Origin of the sequence: Xanthocytophaga agilis, assembly GCF_030068605.1 — a bacterium.
Taxonomy (GTDB): domain Bacteria; phylum Bacteroidota; class Bacteroidia; order Cytophagales; family 172606-1; genus Xanthocytophaga; species Xanthocytophaga agilis.
Genome location: NZ_JASJOU010000011.1, coordinates 121,875 through 147,928 on the forward strand (window position 1 = coordinate 121,875; position 26,054 = coordinate 147,928).

The 26,054-nt window shown below is 40.0% G+C and carries 19 protein-coding genes; 13 read left to right on the forward strand and 6 right to left on the reverse strand.

What is annotated here, in order from left to right; all coding sequences use genetic code 11:
- The first annotated feature begins 21 nt into the window (after positions 1-21).
- Positions 22-714 carry a YjjG family noncanonical pyrimidine nucleotidase gene (locus QNI22_RS26600; RefSeq protein WP_313974652.1) on the forward strand — a complete coding sequence of 231 codons (693 nt, stop codon included), beginning with the start codon at positions 22-24 and terminating at the stop codon, positions 712-714.
- A gap of 60 nt (positions 715-774) precedes the next feature.
- Here the strand turns inward: QNI22_RS26600 and efp are convergent, their stop codons facing one another.
- Positions 775-1,335, reverse strand: coding sequence for an elongation factor P (efp, locus tag QNI22_RS26605; protein WP_314515404.1), 561 nt, complete (start codon positions 1,333-1,335; stop codon positions 775-777).
- 124 nt (positions 1,336-1,459) lie between these two features.
- Positions 1,460-2,218, reverse strand: coding sequence for an LOG family protein (locus tag QNI22_RS26610; RefSeq protein ID WP_314515407.1), 759 nt, complete (start codon positions 2,216-2,218; stop codon positions 1,460-1,462).
- Between the two features lie 191 nt (positions 2,219-2,409).
- On the opposite strand from QNI22_RS26610, the gene QNI22_RS26615 reads away from it, so the two are divergent.
- Together QNI22_RS26615 and QNI22_RS26620 are read left to right on the forward strand one after the other, a co-directional pair.
- Positions 2,410-4,308: an AAA domain-containing protein gene (locus tag QNI22_RS26615; RefSeq protein WP_314515410.1), complete on the forward strand. Its 1,899-nt coding sequence runs from the start codon at positions 2,410-2,412 to the stop codon at positions 4,306-4,308.
- 143 nt (positions 4,309-4,451) lie between these two features.
- Positions 4,452-5,543 carry a DKNYY domain-containing protein gene (locus QNI22_RS26620; protein WP_314515413.1) on the forward strand — a complete coding sequence of 364 codons (1,092 nt, stop codon included), beginning with the start codon at positions 4,452-4,454 and terminating at the stop codon, positions 5,541-5,543.
- 5 nt (positions 5,544-5,548) lie between these two features.
- On the opposite strand, the gene QNI22_RS26625 is transcribed toward QNI22_RS26620, so the two are convergent.
- On the reverse strand, positions 5,549-6,553 hold the full coding sequence (locus QNI22_RS26625; protein ID WP_314515416.1) for a leucine-rich repeat domain-containing protein: 1,005 nt from the start codon (positions 6,551-6,553) through the stop codon (positions 5,549-5,551).
- Positions 6,554-6,961: 408 nt separating this feature from the next.
- On the opposite strand from QNI22_RS26625, the gene QNI22_RS26630 reads away from it, so the two are divergent.
- The 7 genes from QNI22_RS26630 (at position 6,962) to QNI22_RS26660 (ending at position 17,273) form a co-directional block, all read left to right on the forward strand.
- Complete coding sequence (locus QNI22_RS26630) at positions 6,962-7,252, forward strand: GlsB/YeaQ/YmgE family stress response membrane protein (protein ID WP_313974665.1); 291 nt, start codon at positions 6,962-6,964, stop codon at positions 7,250-7,252.
- Between the two features lie 82 nt (positions 7,253-7,334).
- Positions 7,335-8,159, forward strand: coding sequence for an aldo/keto reductase (locus tag QNI22_RS26635; RefSeq protein ID WP_314515419.1), 825 nt, complete (start codon positions 7,335-7,337; stop codon positions 8,157-8,159).
- A 13-nt stretch (positions 8,160-8,172) separates the two neighbouring features.
- Complete coding sequence (locus QNI22_RS26640) at positions 8,173-9,513, forward strand: amidohydrolase family protein (RefSeq protein WP_314515421.1); 1,341 nt, start codon at positions 8,173-8,175, stop codon at positions 9,511-9,513.
- Positions 9,514-9,839: 326 nt separating this feature from the next.
- Positions 9,840-10,955, forward strand: coding sequence for a sensor histidine kinase (locus QNI22_RS26645; RefSeq protein WP_314515423.1), 1,116 nt, complete (start codon positions 9,840-9,842; stop codon positions 10,953-10,955).
- 390 nt (positions 10,956-11,345) lie between these two features.
- The gene (locus tag QNI22_RS26650; protein WP_314515426.1) at positions 11,346-12,578 is read left to right on the forward strand and encodes an efflux RND transporter periplasmic adaptor subunit; all 1,233 of its coding nucleotides are present in this window, start codon (positions 11,346-11,348) and stop codon (positions 12,576-12,578) included.
- 55 nt (positions 12,579-12,633) lie between these two features.
- Positions 12,634-15,789 carry an efflux RND transporter permease subunit gene (locus QNI22_RS26655; protein ID WP_314515428.1) on the forward strand — a complete coding sequence of 1,052 codons (3,156 nt, stop codon included), beginning with the start codon at positions 12,634-12,636 and terminating at the stop codon, positions 15,787-15,789.
- Between the two features lie 50 nt (positions 15,790-15,839).
- Entirely contained in the window at positions 15,840-17,273 is a 1,434-nt protein-coding gene (locus tag QNI22_RS26660; protein WP_314515431.1) for an efflux transporter outer membrane subunit, read from the forward strand.
- Positions 17,274-17,518: 245 nt separating this feature from the next.
- Here the strand turns inward: QNI22_RS26660 and QNI22_RS26665 are convergent, their stop codons facing one another.
- The gene (locus QNI22_RS26665) at positions 17,519-17,911 is read right to left on the reverse strand and encodes a hypothetical protein (protein ID WP_314515434.1); all 393 of its coding nucleotides are present in this window, start codon (positions 17,909-17,911) and stop codon (positions 17,519-17,521) included.
- Positions 17,912-18,388: 477 nt separating this feature from the next.
- Here QNI22_RS26665 and QNI22_RS26670 point away from each other — a divergent pair, with 477 nt between their 5' ends.
- A complete protein-coding gene (locus tag QNI22_RS26670; RefSeq protein WP_314515437.1) occupies positions 18,389-19,063 on the forward strand; it encodes a hypothetical protein in 675 nt (224 codons plus the stop codon).
- A 68-nt stretch (positions 19,064-19,131) separates the two neighbouring features.
- Here the strand turns inward: QNI22_RS26670 and QNI22_RS26675 are convergent, their stop codons facing one another.
- A complete protein-coding gene (locus QNI22_RS26675) occupies positions 19,132-20,004 on the reverse strand; it encodes a pirin family protein (protein ID WP_314515440.1) in 873 nt (290 codons plus the stop codon).
- 141 nt (positions 20,005-20,145) lie between these two features.
- Here QNI22_RS26675 and QNI22_RS26680 point away from each other — a divergent pair, with 141 nt between their 5' ends.
- Positions 20,146-20,499, forward strand: coding sequence for a winged helix-turn-helix transcriptional regulator (locus QNI22_RS26680; RefSeq protein ID WP_314001095.1), 354 nt, complete (start codon positions 20,146-20,148; stop codon positions 20,497-20,499).
- A 586-nt stretch (positions 20,500-21,085) separates the two neighbouring features.
- On the opposite strand, the gene QNI22_RS26685 is transcribed toward QNI22_RS26680, so the two are convergent.
- Positions 21,086-22,936, reverse strand: a complete 1,851-nt coding sequence (locus QNI22_RS26685; RefSeq protein WP_314515442.1) for a HAMP domain-containing sensor histidine kinase — start codon at positions 22,934-22,936, stop codon at positions 21,086-21,088.
- A gap of 1,071 nt (positions 22,937-24,007) precedes the next feature.
- Between QNI22_RS26685 and QNI22_RS26690 the strand changes: the two genes are divergently transcribed.
- Positions 24,008-25,939 (forward strand): GAF domain-containing protein, encoded by a 1,932-nt coding sequence (locus QNI22_RS26690; protein ID WP_314515444.1) that lies wholly within the window; start codon positions 24,008-24,010, stop codon positions 25,937-25,939.
- Positions 25,940-26,054: the final 115 nt, after the last annotated feature.

The window sequence follows — 26,054 nt, forward strand, 5'->3', positions numbered from 1 at the left end:
CTCTCAAACTATTAACCAGTTATGCGCTATAAACATCTTTTCTTTGACCTGGATGATACATTGTGGGATTCTAAGCGCAACTCTACGGAAGCATTGCATGAGATCTTTATTCAGCATGCCTTGCAATCGGCCTTAGGAATTACAGAAGATGCATTCATTGAACAATTTCATCAGGTAAATTATGCACTCTGGGATCAGTACAGTGCCGGAGAAATAAATCAGCAACAACTTCGGCAAAGACGCTTTCCGCTAGTATTTGAAGGACTTGGTATTACTCAGTTGCCTGATACAGAAGCTATGCAAACAGATTATCTGGCTATTTGTCCCCGCAAGCCACATCTTATGCCGTATACAAAAGATCTACTGAATCATCTGAAAGGCAGATATGAATTGCATATCATCACCAACGGTTTCATGGATGTTCAATCGATAAAGATGGAATGTTCTGGCATTTCTCATTATTTTGAAGAAGTAGTAACCGCCGAACGGGCAGGCTGCCAAAAGCCTAATCGTCAGATCTTTGACTTTGCCCGTCAGTTGGTGAATGCCAATGATCCCGATTGCCTGATGATTGGAGATAATTTACTGGCGGATGTAGGAGGAGCCAAAAATGCAGAGATGGACCATGTATTTTATAATCATGGCCGGGTGTCACATCAATATTCCCCAACCTATGAAGTACACTGCCATCAGGATCTGATGCAACTATTGTAAAACGAAAGAGCAGCCTGAATATGATCTCTAGGCTGCTCTTTTCAATGCTATAGAAGTTGATTACTTTACACGTGACATATATTCACGTGTCCGAGTGTCAACTTTGATTTTATCACCAATGTTTACAAACAAAGGCACAGATACGATAGCACCTGTTTCAATGGTAGCAGGCTTCAGTGTTTTGGTAGCTGTATCCCCTTGAATACCTGGTTCGGTATAGGTTACTTCTACTTCAATGCTGGTCGGTAATTCTACAGATACAGGTGTATCAGCATCCATACTGATTTTTACCACCATACTCTCTTTTAATAAATCTGCATTGTCACCTACGGTAGCTTCAGGAACGTAAATCTGATCGTATGTTTCGTTATCCATAAATACCAGATTTTCACCATCACGATATAGATATTGATAATCACGGGTTTCTACACGAACAATTTCGCACTCCTCACTTGGGCGGAAACGGTTTTCAACTAGTTTTCCAGTACGCACATTCCGCATTTTTACCTGATAAAAAGCCCGCAGGTTGCCCGGTGTACGGTGTTCATATTCTACCACCTGCACTAACTCATTATTATAACGGATAAATGTACCTCTGGAAATATCAGATATTTGTGCCATATAATAGGTTTTGAATAGATAATAACTTTTGCCGCAAAGGTAAGAAAAAAACGATAGACAAAAGATTCCTGACAGAATACGTTGTTTGCAAAGGAATTGTTGCCAGACAGCAGACGCATAATTCTTACTTTTCGCCTAATATCCGGAAGCGTTTGAATGTCATCCGACGTTTGGTCTGGTATTTCTCCAATGCATGTTTTTGAATGTGAGCAACCGCTTCTTCTACAGAATCTGTAAACAGCATCAGGTTTAGATCAGCAGCATCAATCATATGGGAAGCCAGCATAGTTTCCATCATCTGGTGTACAGGTTGCCAGTAATCCTTTCCCATCACCACAACAGGAAAATCCAGAATTTTTCGGGTCTGAATCAACGTCAAGGCTTCAAAAAACTCATCCATAGTACCAATACCTCCCGGCATAATTACAAATGCCTGAGAATATTTAAACATTAACACCTTACGTACAAAGAAATATCTACACTCAAACCATCGGTCCAGGTACGGATTGGGTTGTTGCTCTTTAGGTAAAATGATATTACAGCCAATAGAAAAACCACCTACATCTTTAGCACCCCGGTTTGCTGCCTGCATAATACCGGGTCCACCACCTGTCATTATGGTAAATCCCAGCTTGCTGACCTCAGCTCCCATCCGACGTGCCAGAGCATAATAAGGTGATCCCTCAGCTACACGTGCCGAACCAAAAACAGCCACACAAGGCCCAACAAAATGCAGGACTCGAAAACCCCGGATAAATTCCAGCAGAACTTTAAATGAGAAGATCAACTCTTCCCATCGGGAACGGGGACCTTCCAGAAATATTTTTTCTTCTTTTACAGGAGTAGGATTACTAACAGGCGGCTTGCTTGTAGCTTCAGACATAATTCAGGTTATATTTTTAAGACAGTAGTTGAGATTTTCCAGACAGGTATTATCGCCTTACAGATCCACTCACATACTTTCGGGATGCAAGCTTACAGATTCCTCTCTTATAAGTAAAATAAAAGTATAGGCAGATATACTGATTTCTATCAGTGTTTTTTTCAACTTCAATAATACTGTACCTTTGCAGTATGGATTATTTCAAAAAACTACAGGAACTCCTTTCCATCGAACGCGAAGAAGATAAACTTCAATATCAAAGACTTACCGAACAGTCATCTGTCACCGAACGCAGAGCTAACGGACTCACATGGTATCCCATTGCCATTAAAGGAACTGAAATCAGCAGAGGTGACTATATAATGGTAGAAGTAGAACGCCCCACCAATCAGGATATCTCACATCAGTTTCGGACAGGTATCCCAGCTGCCTTATTCAGTAATCATGATCAAAAAAATGACCGGGCAGAAGGGACCATTTCCTATGTAGGCAACAATCGTCTGAAAATTACTTTACGTACTGATGAACTACCTGAATGGTCAAAAGATGGTAAGTTGGGAGTAGATGTACTCTTTGATGATAACAGCTATGATGAAATGCAGGCAGCTCTAAAACAAGCTACAACGCTAGCTGAAACAAAAGATGGTACTCTGGTTCAAATTCTGACAGGTAGTAAAAAACCTACCTTTAAAGCAGAGCCTATTCCTTTCAATCATCCCCGTCTTAACGTATCCCAGAATACAGCTGTTGAGAAGATACTTACAGCAAACGATCTGGCCATTGTACATGGTCCTCCCGGAACTGGAAAGACCACCACATTGGTACAGGCAATTAAAGCCCTGATCAAACAAGAAGGCAATAAAATACTGGTATGTGCACCCAGCAATGCAGCTGTAGATCTGCTAAGTGACAAGCTTTCACAGGAAGGTCTGAATGTAGTACGTATCGGTAATCCGGCACGGGTTAGTGAGAGACTTATGTCACTAACATTGGATCATAAAATGGCTGAACATGACCTGATGAAAGAAGCTAAAAAGCTCAAAAAACAGGCTCAGGAATATAAAAACATGGCTCATAAATACAAACGCAACTTTGGTCGTGAAGAGCGGGAGCAACGAAAGCTATTATTTGATGAAGCCCATAAGATCCTGAAAGAGATTGGCAAAACAGAACAATATATCATTGAAGATATCACTAATAAGGCTCAGGTTATCACAGCTACCCTGGTAGGAGCTAATCATTATACAATTGCTGATATGAAGTTTCATACAGCTATTATCGATGAAGCCGGACAAGCACTGGAACCTGCCTGCTGGATACCTATTCTGAAAGCCCAGAAGGTTATTCTGGCAGGAGATCATTGTCAGCTGCCTCCTACCATTAAATCAATTGAAGCAGCTCAACGTGGATTCAATCATACTCTTCTCGAAAAATGTGTGGCCCTGCATCCGGAAGCTGTAAGTCTGCTTACAGAACAATACCGTATGCATGAACACATTATGGGATATTCTTCCCGTGTGTTTTATCAGAACAGACTACAGGCTCATAGTTCAGTAGCCAATCATCTGTTGCATACCACAGACAAGCCAGTAGCTTTTATTGATACAGCAGGATGCGGATTTGATGAGAAACTTGATGGTACCAGCACAACCAACCCGGAAGAAGCCTCTCTGTTGATCAAACACCTGACCCAACTTGTTACGGAGCTCCAGAGTCATTATACACTCGATACATTTCCATCTATTGCCATTATTTCTCCCTATAAGCAGCAAGTCAATATCATTAAAGATTTACTGGATCATTCTCCTGACCTGGAACCCTATATGCCCCGTATTGCAGTCAATACAGTGGATAGTTTTCAGGGACAGGAACGAGACATTGTGTACATCAGTATGACTCGTAGTAATGAAAAGGGAGAAATCGGCTTCTTATCAGATATTCGCCGGATGAACGTAGCCATGACACGAGCACGTAAAAAACTGATTGTGATTGGCGATAGTGCTACACTGGCTCAGTTTCCGTTTTATGGTGACTTTATTTCCTATGCTGAAGGCATTGATGCCTATCAAAGTGCATGGGAATTTGTATAAATCCACATAAATTCAGGAATTCAAAAATCAGTCAATTCCTATCTATTTGGTAAAAGTGGGCAGTAACCTGTTCACTTTTATTTTTTTCCAACACTAACAAAACAATATAAAACACTGTCATTCAAGACAAATACATTCATATCATGTTCCGCACATTTTTCCGGGTACTAAAGTTTTTCCTGTTTCCCCTATCCCTATTATCACTATTCCGATGTGGGTCTGGCTACAAAGAGAAAGATGGAAAGGTGACATACAATGGCAAAGAGATTGATACTTCAACCATGCATGGCTTTGTGGTATTGAATGATGCATTTGCCAAAGACTCTGTTCAGGGATATTTCAGAGAAAGAGAAATCTCTGACAGTGACGGTCCTACATTTCAGGCATTAGATGAAAATTATGCCAAAGACAAGAAAAATGTTTTTTATTGCACCAAAACACGTGATAGTCAAACATACTTCACAACCAGTTCTATTTATATTCAACGTCTCTCATCAGCAGACCCAGTCAGTTTTGCTGTTCTGGAATATGGGTATGCTAAAGACAAGAAACGAGCTTATTATGAAGGCAAACCCTTTGATATAACAGATCCAGATTCTTTCTCTGCACTAAACAGCAATTTCTCCAAAGATCGCATACATGCCTATTATCGTTGTAATCCGGTTGCAAAAAGTAATGGAGAAAGCTTTGAAGTTCTTGATTATGATTTTGCCAAAGACAAAAATCATATTTATTACTATGGTGTACATGATGAAGGAGAGTATGACATACACATACTGGATTGTGATATGGCATCTTTTACCCGAATTGAACAATGGTATTCCAAAGATAAAATCTCTGCTTTTTACAAAACAGAACGTATTATAGGTTCTGATCCCGGTAGCTTTCAGAAACTAAACAGTGAATTTTCCAAAGACAAGTCTACAGTTTATTACCAGACAAAACCCATCAAGGGAGCAGATGCTTCAACGTTTCATTTGCTGGATGATTATTATGCCAAAGATACTACAGCTATATTCTGGACAAATATACTACTTCAAGGAGCAGATCCCTCCCATTTTCAGATTTTAGAACTCGGATATGCAACAGATGGAAAGAAAGTATTTTATAATGGTAAGATTATCAAAGGGGTGGATGCAGCCAGCTTTAAAGCCTATCCACACGGTGTAGGAGACGCAGATGCCGAAGACAAACACAATAAGTTCTATGAAGGTCAGATTGTGAAACCTGAATAAATTATTTATTTAAAGCTCTCAATGCCATACTTCACTTCACAAAAAGGCAACCAACTTTGGATATTTATTTTTTCATCTTTTGATAATGGATTATCCCACAAACCCAATACCTGTAACTTATCCAGCTGACCTATCTCAGAAGGTAGTCGAGCTAGTTGGTTCCCTGCCAGATAAAGTTTGTTTAATTGCATTAATGTCCCGATTTGTGATGGGATTGACTGTAATTGAGTATGACTCATATTGAGATAAGTGAGTTTCTTCAAAATACCAATCTTGTCTGGAAGCTTTTTCAGTGGATTGGTATCGAGAATCAGGACTATTAACTTCTGCAACCGTATAAGTGATTCGGGAAACTCCTGTAATAGGTTCTCTCCAACATCCAGTTGCGTAAGCTTCTTGAGATCTTTTATCTCTACTGGTAGCTGAGCCAACTGATTTGCACGGACAGATAAATGAGACAACGCCTCTAGTTTCCCGATCTCAATAGGTAGTTCTGTCAGTTGGTTTACATCCAGAAGCAGTTGTTTAAGTTTGATCAGATTTCCTATTTGTGGTGGTACTAACTGGAGGTGATTCTCCCTTACATCCAATAGGGTGAGCTGAGTAAGCAAGCCTATTTCGGCAGGCAATACAGTTAGATGATTGTTATCAACTTTTAACTCTGTCAACTTGGTCAGATTGCCAATCTCGTTGGGTATTTTATGAATAGAATTGTCTGACAACAGGAGCTTTTTCACATTAGTCAGATATTTAATCTGACTGGGTATAACTTTCAGATTTTTACCAGACAAATCTATAACTTCAACAGAATGTATTTTCAGCAGCTTGTGTTTAAATGTCAGGCGTGTATGTTTGGATAACCAGTTAAAAAGAATATCCATATCCTCTGCCACATCCTTCAGATCAACATGCAGCGATTCTGCGATCTGAATTCCTAACTCAATACTGTCCAAATGTCCGGACAGCAAAAATTCCATTATTTTTTCTTTATCACTTTTTAGATGTTTCATAACAAGCAATATACTTTGCCCAAAATTAGACATTATTATTTACGGATATTGGTCGGATAACAATCTCCATTTTCTTGTTCCGGTTTGCATTACCAGAACAACTGGTATGTCTGGAAGAACCAACAAGTTGTCCAACAGATTCCACAAAATAAAATAACCAAGCTACTGCTAAATCCTTCTATCACTAATCTCTGACAGCTGTACTATTCTAATAAAAGCATCAATAGTCTGTCTTATTTCTTTCACTCTTTAGATGAAAAACACAATTAATTCACTGAATAGCAAAAAGTTACAAATACACAGGCATATTAGTTTCTTTATGTTGATATAGCTATATAAGTGATTATCTGTTTAGATAGAGATTTTAGATGGCTAGTATAACTATGTTACAATTAAATAAATACCATTATGAGCATATTTGCATGGATTATTCTGGGGCTCATAGCTGGCGCGTTAGCAAAGCTTATTATGCCCGGAAACCAATCAAATAATTGGTTGTTGACGATTGTATTAGGTGTCGCGGGTGCTATACTTGGCGGATTTGTAAGTACACTACTGGGATGGGGCGGTATTAATGGATTTACATTACAAAGCATATTCCTTTCTATCTGTGGTTCATTGCTACTTCTTTGGATAGCTTCTTCAGGCTCCACGCATAGAAGGTATCATCACCGAAGGTATCGTCGTTATAGATACTAATAGGATTCAATTACACAAAAGCAGACTCATGGGTCTGCTTTTTTTATTACTTTACCATCATTTTTACGAAATACATAACTGTATGATACTTCGAAACATCCCTTCTACAGGTGAAACATTGCCTATAATTGGATTAGGCACCTGGTCTACTTTTGATGTGACACGTCCTGCAGAGCATACACCATTAGAACAAGTCTTACAAGCAGTGGTTCAAACAACAAAAGGGGCTCTTATTGATAGCTCACCTATGTATGGACGAGCAGAAGAGGTAGTAGGCAATCTGACTCAGTCTTCAAAATTGAATGAAGACTTCTTTTATGCAACCAAGGTATGGACTACAGGCAAGGAGGAAGGTATACAACAAATGGAGAGTTCATTAAAAAAGATGCAGCGTAAGCAAATGGATCTGATGCAAATTCACAATCTGACTGATTGGAAAACTCACCTGACCACTTTGAGAGATTGGAAAGAACAGGGAAAAATCCGCTATCTGGGCATTACACATTATACCGATTCCATGCATTCAGAACTGGAGAAAGTTATAATGACTGAAAAAATAGATTTTGTTCAGTTCAATTATTCCATTACTTCGCGAAATGCAGAGAAAAGATTGTTAGCTGCAGCAGCCGATAAAGGAGTGGCCACATTAATAAATCGCCCACTCGGGGAAGGTGCTTTGTTTACAATGGTACGAGGTAAAGCGCTTCCAGAATGGGCTAAAGACTATGATATTCATTCCTGGACACAATTTTTCTTAAAATTTATAGCTTCTCATCCTGCTGTAACCTGTATCATTCCTGCTACACGAAAACCTGCCCATGCAGCAGATAATATGCAGGCAGGTCAGGGAAAGTTACCAGATCAAACTATACGTGAAAAGATGGTAACATTTATTGAATCACTTTAACCACTTTTACTTCATGAAATTATTCTGTAAACCTATTTGGCTCTCTTTTCTGATAAGTGGTATTCTGTCACTTACAGCCTTAGGACAAACAACCGTTTTAAAGAATGTGACTGTTATAGATGGTACAGGTAATAAACCACATACCAATCAAAATGTGGAAATAAAAGCAGATAAAATTGTATCCATTACAAATGCCAGAGGTGCAACCCCCAAAGGTGCAACAATTATTGATATGACAGGCAAGAGTATTATGCCTATGATTATCAACTCTCATGGGCACCTTGGAAATCTGAAGGGAACCACAACCAAGCGCGAGAACTTTACCCATGAAAATATAGAGCGACAACTGGTTCAGTATGAAAAGTATGGTGTTAGTGCCATCTTATCACTGGGATCAGATCATGCAGCGATCTGGAGTTTACGAGATTCTTCACGCAATGGATTGTTGAAAGGTGCCACTATTTATACAGCAGGGTATGGGTTTGGTGTAGCCAATGGTGCACCTCCTGTAGATTATGGTATGGATGACGTACTCCGTCCCCAATCAGCAGATGAAGTTCCTGCCATAATGCAAAAGCTGGCATCCTTAAAACCAGATATAATAAAAATATGGGTAGATGATCTGGGTGGACGTTCTACCAAAATGGAACCTGCTATCTATGAAGCCATTATTCGGGAAGCACATAAACACAACATCCGGGTGGCAGCTCACCTCTACTATCTCGAAGATGCAAAGAAACTCGTAGCAGCCGGACTTGATGTTATAGCACATAGTATTCGGGATAAAGAAGTAGATGATGCACTATTGACAGAGATGAAAAAGAAAGGCATAATCTACATCCCCACCCTTTCACTAGATGAGTTTGCATTTAGCTATGGAGGCCAACCAGAATGGATAAATGATCCATTCTTTAAAAATGCACTTGAGCCTGGTGTCTATGAAATGATTACCAGCAAAGAATATCAGGATAAAACCGCAAATGCTCCTAACTACCAGAAAAATATTGCCGCATTCAAAACAGCTCTTATCAATGTCAAAAAAATATATAATGCAGGAATTATGATTGCATTAGGTACAGATTCCGGAGCCAACCCTATCCGACCGCAGGGATTTTCCGAACATTTTGAAATGGGTTTGCTGGTTCAGGCAGGTTTAACTCCTCTACAAGCTATTACCATAGCGACTCAGAATTCAGCTACTTTTCTAAAAGTAAATACACAAATGGGTACGTTAGCTCAAGGAAAAAAAGCGAATTTCATCGTACTGGATAAAGATCCTTCCGGAAATATCAAAAATACTCAATCTATTCAAAGTGTCTGGCGGAATGGCAAGAAGGTACAGGACTTTCAATAAGCACTCTTACCAATTGCTCTGTTTACTTAGGATCAAGAAAGGATATTGAGTCCTTATGTCTTACTTATAAATAACTACTGCTGGTTAAAATGCGTAAATTTAAAACACATTTTAACCAGCAGTAGTTATTTATTCCGACTCAGCAGCCCAAATCAGTCATTCGCACATTATTTTTTCAGAAGTACACCAAAAAATCGGAGATTTGAGAATCAGAACATACACATCCTATGCAAGGTATTCAGAGAGAGAGGACAGTGGTATGTTAACATTGCTCATATATTGAAAACCAGAGATACCGTGGTTTCAGTCAAATTTCTGGCCAACTTATGCTTCATCGTCTAACTATACAGCAAAAAGGGCAACTGGCACTGACAGTTCTGTTGCTGTATTATCCTATATTTCTCTATTTACTAGTACCATTGCTTGGTCAAACCTGGCAATCAATCCGTCCGCTATTGCCATTTCTTATTACAGAAGGAATAGCCATATTTCTGGTTTATTTTTTCTGGATCAGCGTTTCCGAATGGATTCTCGAACACCTGTTTAAAACCTTTGGACAAGATTTTTTGTCGGGATTTAACATACCCGCACTGGTGATTACTGTATTCATCTGCCTTTTGCAATCCATTGCATTTATAGCTGTATACCGCAGTTGTGTAGGGGGAATTGACAAACTATTACGCTGGTGGTTTACATATAATTCGTTTATTCCTTTCCCTCTTCAGGGTTCAGAAGAAACCTCTCTGTTTTTTAAGCGATCCAGCAATGGATTTTTCCTGATGCTGATGCTGGCGGGTTTTTATCTGATTGCCAACCGAAAAACTACCCTTCAGATGGAAGAGATCTCGCTTAAAGCAGAGCGACTGGAAAAAGAAAACGTTCAGTCCCAGTTTGAAGCACTTAAAAATCAGGTCAATCCACATTTCTTATTCAATAGCTTGAGTATTCTCTCCTCACTGGTATATGTCAGTGCCGATCTTTCCGAAAAGTTTATTGATCAGCTTTCTAAAGCCTATCGCTATATCCTGGAACAAAAAGACAAAGAACAGGTCCTGCTAAAAACAGAAATCGACTTCATCGAATCTTATGTCTTTCTGTTAAAAATCCGCTTTGAAGAAAAATTCAAAGTCACTTTTGCTGTTCCACCTGCTTACCTGACACATTATGCCATTGCTCCACTAACGCTGCAGTTATTGGTAGAAAATGCAGTCAAGCACAATCAGATGTCAGAGGAGACTCCACTTCAGGTCTATATAGAGGTTGATCAGAATGATTTGGTAGTAAGAAACAATCTCCGTCCCCGTCCCCTTACAGAAACTTCCACTGGAGTAGGCCTGCAAAACATCATCAACCGTTACGAATTGCTAAGTGAACGCAAAGTATGGGTAGGTGAATCAGAGAGCAATTTCATTGTCCGAATTCCACTTTTAATTCCTGAATAATATGTCGTTTCTGTAAGGTATCCATTTTACACACCTTATAATTTATGTAGTATATCAGCTAATAAAATTGCTTTCTGGCAATCAATACCCTCTCATTATCTGTACATTTCCAGAAGATATATACCTATAGTTACAATCCAATTTTAGAAGGCAGGTTGCCTGGTGGATCTAATTAGTATAAAACCTATCTACAGAAATTACTACTCTCATTGTTGTATAAGTATTCGGTCTGCAAAAAAAGGCATTTAGCTAGCCTAAATCGGGACTCAGCAAGATTCATTTAATCCTCCCCTCCCTCATCAGTACCTTTGTTCTGTCAGAAATAAAGATTTTATACCATCAGAAAACACACTCTTTTCCTGATAAAATCTGGCAATAGTACAGTTTTCTATGCCAATCAAACTGACACAAACAGTTCCTTCTATCAATCCATTACAAAACAATATGCTATTCAGTGTAAACAACGATAATAAAATACGAAATATACTTTTAAGTGTAATTTCAGGAAGCATTCTTTTATCTGCCTGTTCCGGAGAGCAGAAGAGTCAACAGGGAGCCAGTAATCAGGTATCTGCCTATCCGGTCCTAAAACTGGTACCCCAAACCGCCCAGTTACATACTGACTTTCCAGCTACCATCAAGGGTACGGAAGACATTGAGATCCGCCCCAAAATAGATGGGTATATTGAGAAAATCTATATTGACGAAGGAGCTACTGTACAGAGATCTCAGTTGCTCTTTACGATTAGTAATCCACAATATGCACAGGATGTACACAATGCAGAGGCAGCCGTGCTCAGTGCAGAAGCCCAGGTAAATACAGCCCAACTTCAGTATGACAAAACCAAACCTCTTGTACAACGGGAAATTGTGAGTCCACTTCAGCTGGAAACTGCGGAAAATACACTAAAAACCCAGAAAGCCCTATTGGCTCAGGCTAAAGCTACATTAGCAACAGCCAGAACCAATCAGGGATATACCCGTGTGGTAAGTCCGGTAAGTGGTGTAGTAGGCACTATTCCGTACAAAATAGGAAGCTATGTAAACAGCTCTACCAGTCAGCCGCTTACAATGGTTGCCAACATTTCAAAAGTCTATGCCTATTTCTCCATCAATGAGAAATGGGAGTTGTCATTTTTTCGCAATACCCCCGGAGAGACATTTGAGCAAAAACTCAAAAATATGCCTGTGGTGTCGCTGATTCTGTCAGATGGAACTACCTATCCACAAAGTGGGAGAATTGAAACTGTCAGTGGCTTGATCAACACAGAAACCGGATCGGCCAATGTACGTGCAGGTTTTGAAAACCCTACACGCATGTTACGCAGTGGCAGCAGTGCTACTATCCGCATTCCAACTGTACTGGAAAATGCAATTATGATTCCACAGAAAGCTACTTATGAAATTCAGGGAAAACGGTTTGTGTATGTGTTACAGCCAGACCAGACAGTGAAAAGTGTAGAGATTCATGTAAACTCATTAACAACGGCTGATGCCTACGTGGTAGAGGAAGGTCTGAAAGTAGGTGATACCATTGTATCTGATGGAGTAGCAACCCTTACCGATGGCACCAAAATACAACCACAGCTATCCTCTCAATCCGCTGTATCATCCAACAAGTAAGCTACAGCAGATTTTTTGCATACGATCAGCCATATAAAACTGTGAAAAGAAAAATATGTTAAAACGATTCATAGAAAGACCTGTATTATCCACAGTCATATCCGTCATTATTGTCATACTGGGAATACTGGGTCTGATAACGTTACCGGTGTCTCAATATCCGGAAATCGCCCCTCCTACTGTACAGGTATCAACCAGCTATCAGGGAGCCAATGCAGATGTGGTCATGAACAGCGTTATTATCCCGCTGGAAGAACAAATCAATGGGGTGGAGAATATGACCTATATGACGTCTACTGCCTCCAACGACGGAAGTGCCACTATTACTATTAATTTTAAGCTAGGCACCAATCCGGATATGGCAGCTGTAAACGTACAAAACCGGGTGGCACGTGCTAGCAGTTTGTTGCCAGCCGAAGTAACCAAAGCCGGTGTCATTACAGCCAAACGTCAGAGCAGTAATGTACTGATCTTTGGTTTAAAGAGTGACAACCCTGCTTATGACAATACGTTTTTGCAAAACTATGCCAACATCAATATTATCCCTCAAATCAAGCGGATCAATGGTGTAGGCGATGCCAGTGCATTTGGTAGCAGAGACTACGCCATGCGTATCTGGCTCAAACCGGATGTAATGGCTAGTTATGGCCTTGTCCCTAACGATATTAACTCTGCACTGGCAGAACAAAACGTAGAAGCAGCTCCTGGTCAGTTTGGTGAACTGGGAAAACAAGCATTCCAGTATACACTCAAATACAAAGGACGGCTCAAAAGTATCTCCGAGTTTGAGAATATCATTGTCCGATCCTCTTCTGGCGGTCAGGTTTTACGACTGAAAGACGTTGCTAAAATTGAACTCGGAGCACAGAGCTATTCCAGTTATAATAACATTGATGGTCAACCCGGTGTAGGGATTGCCATTAACCAGACAGCGGGCTCCAATGCACAGGAAGTAATTGAAGAGTCATTAAAAGTACTGGATGCAGCATCCAAAACCTTTCCGAAAGGAATCACTTATGTGCAAATGGTCAATGTAAACGACTTTCTGGATGCCTCTATTGAGAAAGTTATTCATACATTGATCGAGGCCTTTGTACTGGTATTTCTGGTCGTGTTTATCTTCCTGCAAGACTGGCGCTCTACCTTGATTCCTGCGATTTCTGTGCCTGTTGCCATTGTGGGTACCTTCTTCTTCCTGAGTCTGTTTGGCTTTACGATAAACCTGCTCACACTGTTTGCCCTGGTGCTGGCGATTGGTATTGTAGTGGATGATGCCATTGTGGTAGTGGAGGCTGTACACGCCAAACTGGATCAGGGATATTCTTCTGCTAAACGAGCCAGTATCGATGCAATGAGTGAAATTTCTGGTGCCATTATATCAATTACACTGGTCATGTCGGCAGTGTTTATTCCGGTGAGTTTTATCAGTGGTTCAGCCGGGGTATTTTACAAACAGTTTGGTCTTACACTAGCAATATCCATTGTCCTGTCTGCTATTAACGCATTAACGCTCAGTCCGGCCCTTTGTGCTATGTTTCTGAAACCTCATGCAAAGGATGGTCATGGCAAAACCAATTTCCTGGATCGATTCTATAAGGCGTTCAATACATCCTTTAATGCTCTTACAGGAAAGTACCGCAAATCAGTTGTATTCCTTGGTAAAAGAAAGTGGATACCCATAGGCACCATTGCAGTCTTTGCGGGTGTGTTTATCTATCTGATGAATACAACACCGAAAGGATTTGTGCCGAATGAAGACATGGGTGTTATTATGTCCGATATCAGCTTACCACCTTCTGCCTCTATGGAACGAACGGAGGAAGTATTGAGAAAGGTAGAGAAAATAGCCCAGTCCATGCCAGAAGTAGAACATGTGCTGAAAGTGACAGGTCGGGGCATGATCAGTGGAACAGGTAGTAACTATGGTATGGTGATTATGCGGTTGAAAAACTGGGATCAGCGTAAAGACAAGGGACAGGCTGTACAGGCACTGGTAGGACAGCTTTTTGGGAAAACATCGGGTATTAAGGAAGCCAGAATTATCTTCTTTGCTCCTCCCACTATACAGGGTTTTGGTACCACCAACGGATTTGAGTTTCAGTTGCAGGATAAAACAGGGGGTGATGTAGCTAATCTGTATAAAGTAGGTCAGAACTTCATTGCTGCATTAACCAAAAGATCAGAGATTCAATATGCCAGCACCTCTTTTAACCCCAATTTCCCACAATACAACATTGATGTGAATGTAGCAAAGGCAAAAGATGCAGGCCTTACAGTAGCTGATATTCTGAATACCATGCAGGGATATTATGGTGGGGTATATTCATCCAATTTTAACCAGTTTGGGAAACAATACCGGGTTATGTACCAGGCTGAACCTGCTTATCGTGACAATATGGAGAGTCTGAATAATATCCAGGTACGGAACTCCAATGGAACCATGGCTCCTATCAGTGAGTTTGTAACGCTGACTAAAGTATACGGACCTCAGGCAATCAACCGGTTCAACCTGTTTACATCACTTACTATCAATGGCTCACCGAATGCAGGATACAGTTCAGGGGATGCGATTCAGGCTATAGAGGAAGTAGCAGCCCAAACACTACCTGCCGGCTATGGCTATGAGTTCTCAGGTATGACGCGTGAAGAGATGTCAGCCGGAAGCCAGACCGTATATATATTCTTGCTCTGTCTGATCTTCGTGTACTTCCTGCTCAGTGCCCAATACGAAAGTTATATACTGCCCTTTGCGGTACTCTTATCCTTACCTATTGGTCTGGCAGGTACGTTCATCTTTGCGACCATCTTTGATGTGAGCAATAACATCTATGTTCAGATTACACTGATTATGTTGATTGGCTTGCTGGCTAAGAATGCCATTCTGATTGTAGAGTTTGCACTCGAACGCCGACGTCAGGGCAAAGGGTTGATTGAAGCGGCAGCCGAAGGTGCTTTCGCTCGGTTCCGCCCTATTCTGATGACTTCGTTTGCCTTTATTCTGGGTCTTGTGCCTCTGATGCTGGCAACCGGAGCAGGTGCAACCGGAAACAAGTCTATCGGTACAGGAGCTGTGGGAGGTATGCTGACAGGTACACTGCTGGGGGTATTTGTGATCCCTGTGCTATTTATCATCTTCCAGGCATTGCAGGAAAAGATCAGTGGAGCCCCGCAACCTGAACTATTCCTGGAAGATACTACCGAGCCTCACTAGTCTGACAAGTAACCGAGACAATCAGACCCATGAAACAAAACAGAAAAATCATGATAAAACATAGTATATATACCCTGCTGGCTGCCCTGTTATGGTTAGGGGTGGCTTCCTGCAGGATCACCAAAGAATACAAGACACCTGATCTGGAAGTAAATGCAGACAGCCTTTTTCGGAAAACAGATGCAGATTCCACCTATCAGAGTGCAGCGTCAGATACCACCTCTATGGCTGATATTGCCTGGACTTCTCTTTTTACAGATCCCAATCTGCAACATTTAATCAAAGAAGGACTGGACAAGAACCTGGATTTAAAAACAGCCATACAGGTTATTCAGGAGTCGGAAGCGAGTTTTTTGCAAAGTAAGTCAGCTTTGTTGCCCACATTGCAGGCAGATATAAATGCTACCAAAGCCAAACAGTCCAAAGCAGCATTGAACTTCCCTTCCAGTGTAAACATCAACCTGAATACTACTACCTACAAGGCACAGCTTTCTACCAGTTGGGAGGCGGATATATGGGGTAAATTGAGCAGTGCCAAACGGGCATCCTATGCTACGTTACTTCAAAGCGAAGCAGCCAAACGGGCAGTTCAGACACAGCTTATTGCCAACATTGCCCTAAACTATTATAGTCTGCTGGCTTTGGACAAGCAGCTGGCTATTACAAAGCAAACGCTGGAAAAACGGATTGAAGATGTGGATGCCATGAAAGCCCTGAAAGAATCAGCAACGGTTACAGGTGCAGCTGTAGTACAGAGTGAAGCCAACCGCTATGCAGCAGAGGTGTCGATTCCAGATATCAAACAAAGCATACGGGAAACCGAGAATGCATTAAGTATCCTGCTGGCAAGAGCACCCGGACATATCGAACGGTCTACGCTGGATGCACAGCAGGTACAGGTGGATCTGAAAACAGGTATTGCCACTCAATTGTTGAAAAACCGTCCGGATGTGCAACAAGCCGAATACACATTCAGAGCCTCGTTTGAAAACACCAATGTAGCAAGAGGTTATTTCTATCCATCGTTTACCATTACCGGTAGTGGTGGTCTGTCGACGTTAAAGCTGGAAAATTTCTTTGTTAGTTCGGTATTCTACAGCCTGGTAGGTGGACTTACCCAACCTATTTTTGCCCGGAATCAGAACAAGGCCCGCTTACGCATAGCTAAAGCTCAGCAGTTGGAGGCAATGTACAGCTTCCAGCAGTCTTTACTGGTAGCAGGTCAGGAAGTTTCCAATGCCCTGTATTCATACCAGGCGGCGGCTGACAAGAAAATCTCCCGTGCCAAACAACTGGAAGCACTCGAAAAGTCGGTAGAATTTACAAGAGCCTTGTTACAATACAGTTCCGAAACAAACTATACAGATGTACTTACGTCTGAGCAAAGTCTGTTAGCCGCTCAGTTGAGTGGCATCAATGACAACCTTCAGCAGTTGCAGGCGGTAGTAAATCTATACCGTGCCTTGGGTGGAGGATTGAAGTAAAATACAAAAGCTAGTCTTAGCTTATACAGATACGTTGTTGTGGAAAACAGCGAAGGGGCTATAAACGAATAGCGAAAACCAGAAAACGTTACAAGCACTGCCTGTAGCGTTTTTTATTATCTTTTTATTTATAGAATTTACCAATAACCTCTGTACCCCTGTGGGGTTAAGTGAACGGGATGTATTCTCATCAATCCAATTCTTCATAAATTTCTCCAAATGAACTGGGTTGTATCCTTTAAATGTCAAATAGTACTTGTAGATTTTGCTCCTGCATAACTAAAAGACTCAGGTTTAAGTTGAATTCTGTCCGTTGTATACAAATTAATTTTCTGTAAGCTACTGACTAAATGAATGGTATCTACGTATTTATTTACTGCCATTCGGAAATACATATCTACCCGAATTGTATGTAAATTCTCACTTCTTTTGCGGTTAGGTATCCAAACTTTAGCCTCAGTAAACAATTTCAAAGAATCTGTATTTACAAGATAAACTACTGTATCTCTTGTCAAACTGCCTTTATCATAATATTGAGTAGGTTCAAAATCATTAATAACCAGATAATCAACAAAAGGCCAGTATCTACAAGATTCTAAAAGTAGAGCTATAGTTAATAGTAGAAGTATATTTTTCATATATATTATTCTGTAAACCTGTAACCAAAAGTATCATAATTCAAAGTTGAATGGTTCCATTCCTTGCCTCGAAACTGCCACAAAACCATTTCTATGAAGTAAACTCAACTAGCTTTTAGCATTTTTTACACGCCCTTACATTCAGTATATTGTAATAATTTTTCAAATTACAGCTGTAAACCAACCAATTACATCAAAACAAATAAAATACATCTACATTTAAGAACGTTAAAGGTCAAAAACCCACAAACAATATACCAACCCTCGTATATAGTAGGCCTTCTAAAAATTCTACAGACAATAAATACACTAAATCGTAAATAAAATCATACATCTGTAAGTGTCTGTTCATTGTTCAAAATCATACCCCAAAACCCTCCTGTATCTTCGCATCCATAAACGTCTCCAAACTCTTTTAAAAAGAGGACAAGACAATAATCAATTTTACCAGTAACTCTATACACCAAACAGTTAATTATGAGAAAAATCTATCTTGTTCTTGCTTTTCTGGCAGTTAGTACTGCCTTGCTAGCTCAGCAGAAAAAGAGTACGGCAAGTGCCAAAAAAGCTCCTGCAAGTTCAGCGAAGAGTACAGCTAAAAAATCATCAGCATCCGCCAGTTATTCGTCGCATCCATCTTGGGGAATAGGTTTACGTCTGGGTACGCTTACCGGGCTTACAGTGAAGAAGTATTTTACAAAGTCTGCCTTGGAATTCAATCTGGGAACAATGTATAACTATGGATACAATTATGACAATCGCTTTAATAAAAACAATTACAAGTACATAGGATATGGCTCTTATAGAGCTTTAGGACTTCAGGCTCACTACATGGGGCAAAAGGCTATCAAAGGTGCTTCAGGATTGGATTGGTACTATGGTGGAGGGGTACAGTTCCGCTTTGACCGCACAACTTATACCTACGATTTCAAATCCTATTACGGACCTGGCAAAAATGACTATGTATGGGTGCGTACTACTGATCGCCCAGTATTCGTAGACTTTGGTCTGGATGGTATTATAGGTTTGGAGTACAAGTTTAAAAAGGCTCCATTGTCTGTTTTTGCAGATGCCAATCTATACATTGAACTATCTCACGATCCGGGTTGGGTAAATATGCAGGGAGGTCTTGGTATTCGTTATAATTTCTAATCTAGGTTATACATACTGTTATAAACTAAGAGTTATCCTGAAGGTAGGATAACTCTTAGTTTTCTTATTTACCACGTCATACGCTGAGATTCTTCTACCTCAGAGATATGTTCCATTTTACCACGCCAGTATTCGTTGTACAAGCGACGAATATCATCCTGTGTATCTCCGATGAACGGGCCATGCGAAACAATAGGATCACCCTGAGGAAGACCTGCATACAATACAAAACGAGCTCCCTGCTCTATTGACTCAAAAATCAGTTCACTGTCTGAATCTGCATCTTCTCTGTCAAACCAGCCTACCTGATTTTTGTGCAAAGTCTGTCCATCTGCCCCTACTTTCACACTTCCTTCCAGTACATAGATAAATGCATTATAAGCCACAGGTATATGCTGTACAGTTCTGGCATTGGGTTGCATATGTATATCGGCAACTATCAAAGGAACATAGTTTTTAACAGGAGATGTTACTCCAGCCAGTGATCCGCTATATACTTTGAGCAGCACTCCTTCTTCTATCGCTACCGGAACATGTGCAGCAGGTAGATCCTGTACACGAGGTGTAGTCCACCGATCTTTTTTAGGCAGTATTAGCCATAGTTGCAAAAGCCTCAGCTGTGTCTCTGTATCAATGGTCTCAGTATGGATAACACCGCTTCCGGCTGTCATCATCTGAAAGTCTCCACCTTTCATTTTATGGGCAGTATCTCCGATCTCTCCTTCCAATAACAAAGAAACCGTTTCAAAACCTGCATGCGGATGTGGACCACCAGCAGGTTCTCCATCTTTCTTGTCCAGCATATCATCCATCAAAATTACAAATGGATCTGATTGTATAAAGTTACCGTCAATAACGGCCCTTGCAGTATGGCCTTTTCCTAAAAAGCCTTGATGAGGAGCAGGAGTTTGTATGGTTACTAATTTTCGGCTAGTTGTCATAGTAATATAATTTATGTTGTTACCTGTTTTGTTATTTTTTACTATACAAAGTTACCTAACTTTACTATACCTTTGTAAGTACTATACCAGAGTATAGAGCTATACTCTGGTATAGTACCAACCACAACACACTGATATTACATGGACAATCTTCATTTGGATCATTCAGAATGCAAGGCGATTCTACGACCTGTACGGGATGCACTGGATATATTGAATGGAAAATGGAAGCTCCCCATTATTGTAGCACTAACGTTTGGAGAAAAACGGTTTGGAGAGATCGCCAAAGAAGTCAATGGGATTACAGATCGGATGTTATCTAAAGAACTCCGCGACCTGGAGTTAAACGGACTGGTAACCCGAATTGTACATGATACATATCCGGTTAAGGTGACTTATTCCTTAACACCTCATAGTCAGTCGCTCAATGAAGTGATTGAAGCCTTACGAAAATGGGGAGAGATTCATCGTAAAAATATTTTGCAAAATGCCTGATAGGTGTTGGTTCTGTCTCATCACTATTTATAAGGAAAAATATCTTTTGAGTGCTGTCTTACCTTTTTTGTACTCTTGAAAGAAATGTTCTTCTCAAAGAAACTCACCTTTTTGTCCTTCTGAAAGAATCTTTTGGCAAATAGAGCCATGCCTGGCTTCTGAGAGAAAGAATTATCTCCAGTCCGAAAAGCCGCCGGTCTTGCCACGAGTTCCTTTCAGGAGGACAGCAAGGGGGGCTTCGCAACTACAAAAAGTCCAACATACCTAACACTGCTACTTGATACTCAAGTAATCACAACACTTTTTGTAGCTCTAGCATAGCTTTTTTATAGTTATAGGCAAAGTGAACTAAACTCAGTTCAACGAAGAAAATGACCATTATTCGAATATTTCTGAAAAGTGATCGGAAGTATGGTCAGCACCGAAAGTGATTCGATTTCTGTTCACTTTTTATCTTTACCAACAAACAAATCTAAACTTTTTTTGAAACTACGTTGAACAGATTTCCAGTCATACTGAAAAAGTATCTGAAGTGTGGTTATCTGAGACACATGCTTGGTTTATAAGATGATTTCATCTCTGTTATTCAGGACCTCTTTTTTACATAACGATTCAATTTCAGTGTTGCTGTTGTACCTTTGCCTGGTTCACTATCAAAGGTCAGTACTCCTCCATTTCGGCGAACAAAATCCTGACAGATAATCAATCCCAGCCCTGTTCCTTTCTCTTTTAGTGTACCCAATGTAGAAACTGGATCAACAGACAAATCCTGTGATGACATAATCTTAGCTAGCATATGATGATCCATTCCTATACCTGTATCACAAATCGTAATGTCAGCAGTAGTCTCATCAGCCATTACCTTTATGATAACCTCTCCTTCCGGATGAGTAAACTTAATTGCGTTTGAGAGTAAATTTCGCAGGATAAAGTCAACCATATTATAATCGGCCCATAGTTTAATTGAGTCTTCTATCACTAACCGGAATCGGATCTTTTTTACTTCAAGAGACTGCATTACCAGTTCATGGTTCTTATTCAGTACCTCTGACAGATCTACTTTACCAGGCACATACCGGATGTGGTCTATTTGCATCAAAGCCCAACTCAACAGATTATCCAGTAAGTTAATCATCTGATTGATGGATGTAATACTACGGCGCTTCATCAACTGCAGTTCTTCAACCGAAAATAAAGTATAATCTTCCTCATACAATTGCATGAAGTTTTGCAAAGACACTAGTGGTCCTCTCAAATCATGAGAGATGATAGCAAAGAAACGATCTTTCACAGCATTCAACTGCCTCAACTGGAGTTCGGAAACGGTCAACCGCTGATTGTATTGGTGTAATTCTCCATTTTGCTGTGTCAGTAATTCGCTGCTTGCCTGCACCTCTTCCAAATGAAGTTGTATCTGACTTAGCATCTGATTAATGTGATCTGTCAGTGTACCTACTTCATCTTTTGAACGTACTGGCAGTGGAGAAGAAATTGATTCAAACCGGCTTGCTGCAATCTGATCTACTTGTTGCGTAAGCAGATTGACAGGTCGGGTAATGGAATATGAAAAAAGAAAACTCAAAATTATGCACAATACAAATGCTCCTCCCATGATGAGCAGGAAAGAAATAGTCAACTCATGGCGAATTCTTTTGGCCTCCAGCTCCGCTTTTATAATTAGCGTATCCAGATCTTTCTCCAGCTGTTGAGTCATCATCAGAATCTTGCCCCGCTTCCCAAGCAATGGAGTTAATCCCAGTTCTGCATCTATCTGAGTTAGGTTGCGAAATGATTCGCCATAATGCTTCAGCAACTCTACAACCTGTGCATCTTTTGAGTATTGACTCTGCAGAGACTGCAAAATACAGAAAAAATGAAATGCATATAGAGTATCTTTCCGGATAATATAATCTTTCTCATACCGTCTGAGTGTCAAAAGCTGAACCTTATTTATAGAAGTCCGTTCTAATGCATGGGCATAGTCACGCATCTTTCCTTCCTGCCCATAATCTTTGAAACCACGTTTAAGACATAGGTTTACTGTAGCATTGAAAAGCTTTGCATATTCATTCCACGAATGATTCAGTACGGCTAATGAGGTGTTAATAGCTAGTCGGTATGCATCTTCTGATTGCGTCAGCGAGACCGTTCGATTTGTAAGAGATGTGACAAGCTGATTATATTCTGTTAGTGAACTACATTGTTCAGATCTATAAAAAGCAGTATCAGTAAGATCGTAGGCATAGAAGTGTTTTTCCTGTCGTGTAGCTTGTAGAAACAAGCTACGTAAAGCATTCAACTCATTAATAGTCAAAGCCATTTGCTCTCGTTTCTGATAGAATGAAAAGCTTAACCATATAATCAGAAATAATAGGGTGACAAAGGCGAGATAGCTTACAAGGATTTTAGATCTAAGTGAAGTAAATGCAAAAGACATGGATACAAAAAATGCAAGTGGGTGTTGCAAGCAAAAGTATCCATTTATTTATAGGTAAAATCTAAAAATTACAAAAACAACGCCAGACGTAAGATTAGCCCTACTTCTACCTCCATTTCTTACTATTACTACACTCACCCACACAAATGAATGATTAATAAAGGGTTAAGTAAAAGAAAAATACTAATACCCACTATTTATACAAGTCTTTTATAAAAGAAAGACAATCAGTAGAAAAATACAATTAGCTATCTAACCCCAATTATACTTAGCAACTTTCTTAACACAAACAAAACAGTTTGTTAGTATTGAGATAATACAAAAAGTAATATGCACTTTGGATCATTTCAGCATTTTCCTTCTATTGGTATGTAAGATTTGTGAATATCTCTGTATTTTACGTCCTCTTTATTGGCACAAGCTTATTGTATTTATCACTGAATTTACCTATATCAGATATTAGTCTTACTGGTCACATCAAATGTATTGGCTGTCTGACTGAAATTTTTATTTAATACTATCCACAAATTGAAGAAAGCTATTTTTGTCTACTAAAAAGTTCAGAAGGTACTACTTCTGTTGGTTAGAATGCCTGTCCGAATCATTGCCTTTACCCTTTTAATTTGACTTGCTTCCAGTGACAAACCCTCCCGTTCCTTACATATAATCAATGTTAAGTTTTCTTTAACAAAAAGGAAATTCGCTATTATACTTATTACTAAATACATATCGCGCATTTATAAAGTCCTATTTCCTCCACTTTTTTGCCAGATACATCAATCTTACACATGTTTTTACCCTATTATCAGGATTTACATTTCCTGTTATCACAGTATTCAGGTATATGTAAGAAATATCAATTATTTAAAGCTGTACAGAAGGCAAGGATTCTTCAACGTATTCAGTAGCTGAACCTTCAACTTTCTGAGCTATTTATACATCTCTATGTTTTCAGTAAGATATGCATACTTTGTTTACATGATATCAGTCTAAATGGCTAATACTTGCCGGAAAATTACGTTTAAAACCACTTTTTTTACATCCGTCACTTTCTTACACCTAAGATCTGATATGTTTTCGCTTTATAAGATTAGATACAAGCTGCTGCTTACCTTTTTCGCTTTAGTCATAGCATCCTCTTTTATTGGAGGAATATCCATTTATTATTCCAAACAACTTTCCCAGTATCAGAAAATAAATAATCAAATTGATCACCTGCGCGTTTTACTCCTAGAGGCGAGAAAGTTTGAAAAAGACTTTCTTATCTATGATCCTGTCAATAGCACTTTTATGAAAACAGGGCAAAGTGCGAATCTGACAGGACATAAACAGGCACTGGACTCTATTCGGATTTTGCTCCAGGATATAGCACAGAACAGTCATATGTCCTCTATGGGTATTGCAGCCAGCATTATGCAGATTGAAGAACAGGAAAAGCAATACCAGAACTACTTCTATCAACTGGCAGAGAAAACACGGCAGAGAGGATTTAAAGATACAGGCTTGGAAGGTGATATGCGTAAAGTGGCACATGATCTGGAAAATACATCTTCCATCAATCAGACTCAGCTACTTACCCTACGGCGACACGAAAAGGACTTCTTTATACGAAAAGATGTCGCTTATGCTACCAAATTGCATCTCACTGCCGATCTGGTGTTACAAAGTCATTTGGACCCTGCCTCTGTAACTGCCTTGAAAAAGTATGTACAAATCTTTGATCAGATTGTAGCCCTTGAAACAGAAATTGGTTTGAAACCAGATAAAGGCATAAAGGGCAGTTTGAAAACCAGTGCAGATGCCATTGAACCACAAATTGCCTCTATCCAGCAACAGGTATACCAGCAAATCGAGAATCAGACATCAGCTTCCGAAGGCATTATATGGACAGTAGTAGGTATGTTGCTTATAGGTTCGGTTGCACTGGGATTTTACTTCTCAGATTCCATTTCCAGACCTATCATTTTATTGGATCAGATTGCCCAGTCTGTCGTTACAGGACTGAAAGATCAGGATAAAGAGCTGGAACAAATACAGTCCCCGGATGAGTTAGGCAGCCTGGCTAAAAACTTTAAGCAGATGTTGTTAACCTTAAAAGGCAGCTTCCAGGAAGTTTCAGCACAAAACCAGAAGCTTGTGGAAGCCTCCCAGGAAGAAAAGCTACGTCAATGGAGTGCAGAAGGTGTGGCTCATTTCAGTAATCTGCTGGGACAATCGTATCCAACGATGGAAGCATTGTGTATAGAAGCGACTTCACAGATTGTAAAATACCTGAAAGCAAATCAGGCAGGTCTGTTTCTGCTTAATGACAGCATCTCAGATCAGCCTTACCTGGAATTAGTTGCTTCTTATGCCTATAACCGCCGGAAATATCAGCATAAGCAAATACAACCAGGAGAAGGATTGGTAGGACAAGCGTTTCTGGAACGAGACATGATCTATATGACAGATGTTCCCAAAGATTATGTCACGATTACCTCCGGATTAGGTGAAGCCCTGCCTCGCTGTATTCTGATTATGCCTATTCAACTCAATGAAACTATTGTAGGGATACTGGAACTGGCAACTTTCCAACCTTTCCAGCCTCATGAACTGGACTTTTTGAAAAAGATAGGAGAGCGAATGGCAACAACCTTTTCAGCACTGAGCAATACAGAAAAGACCCGATTATTACTGAAGCAGTCGCAATTGCTGACAGAAGAACTACGTGCTCAGGAAGAAGAAATGCGTCAGAATATGGAAGAGATGCTTTCTACTCAAGAATATTATCAACGCATGGAAACCAGTTTGAAACAAAAAGAAGAAAAACTCGAAAAACAGATACAACTTCTTCAAAACGAGAAAACGGAAATCAGTACTTCTGAAAACTATTTTAAGAACGCCTATCAACAGAAAGAAAAAGAACTGGACGAACTGGTCAAAGAAATGGCAGATCTTAAACTTGAATTGGAAAGTCAGAAATTCAAAGCATTGCCATTCAAAAAAACACAGCATCAACTATAAAACATCCACTCTGCCGTACAGACTGGTTTAGTAACCATGCCTGTACGACAGAGTGGGTTCGTATCTTAAAGCTATTAAGCTGATAGTATCCTATCAACGCACCCACCACTACTAA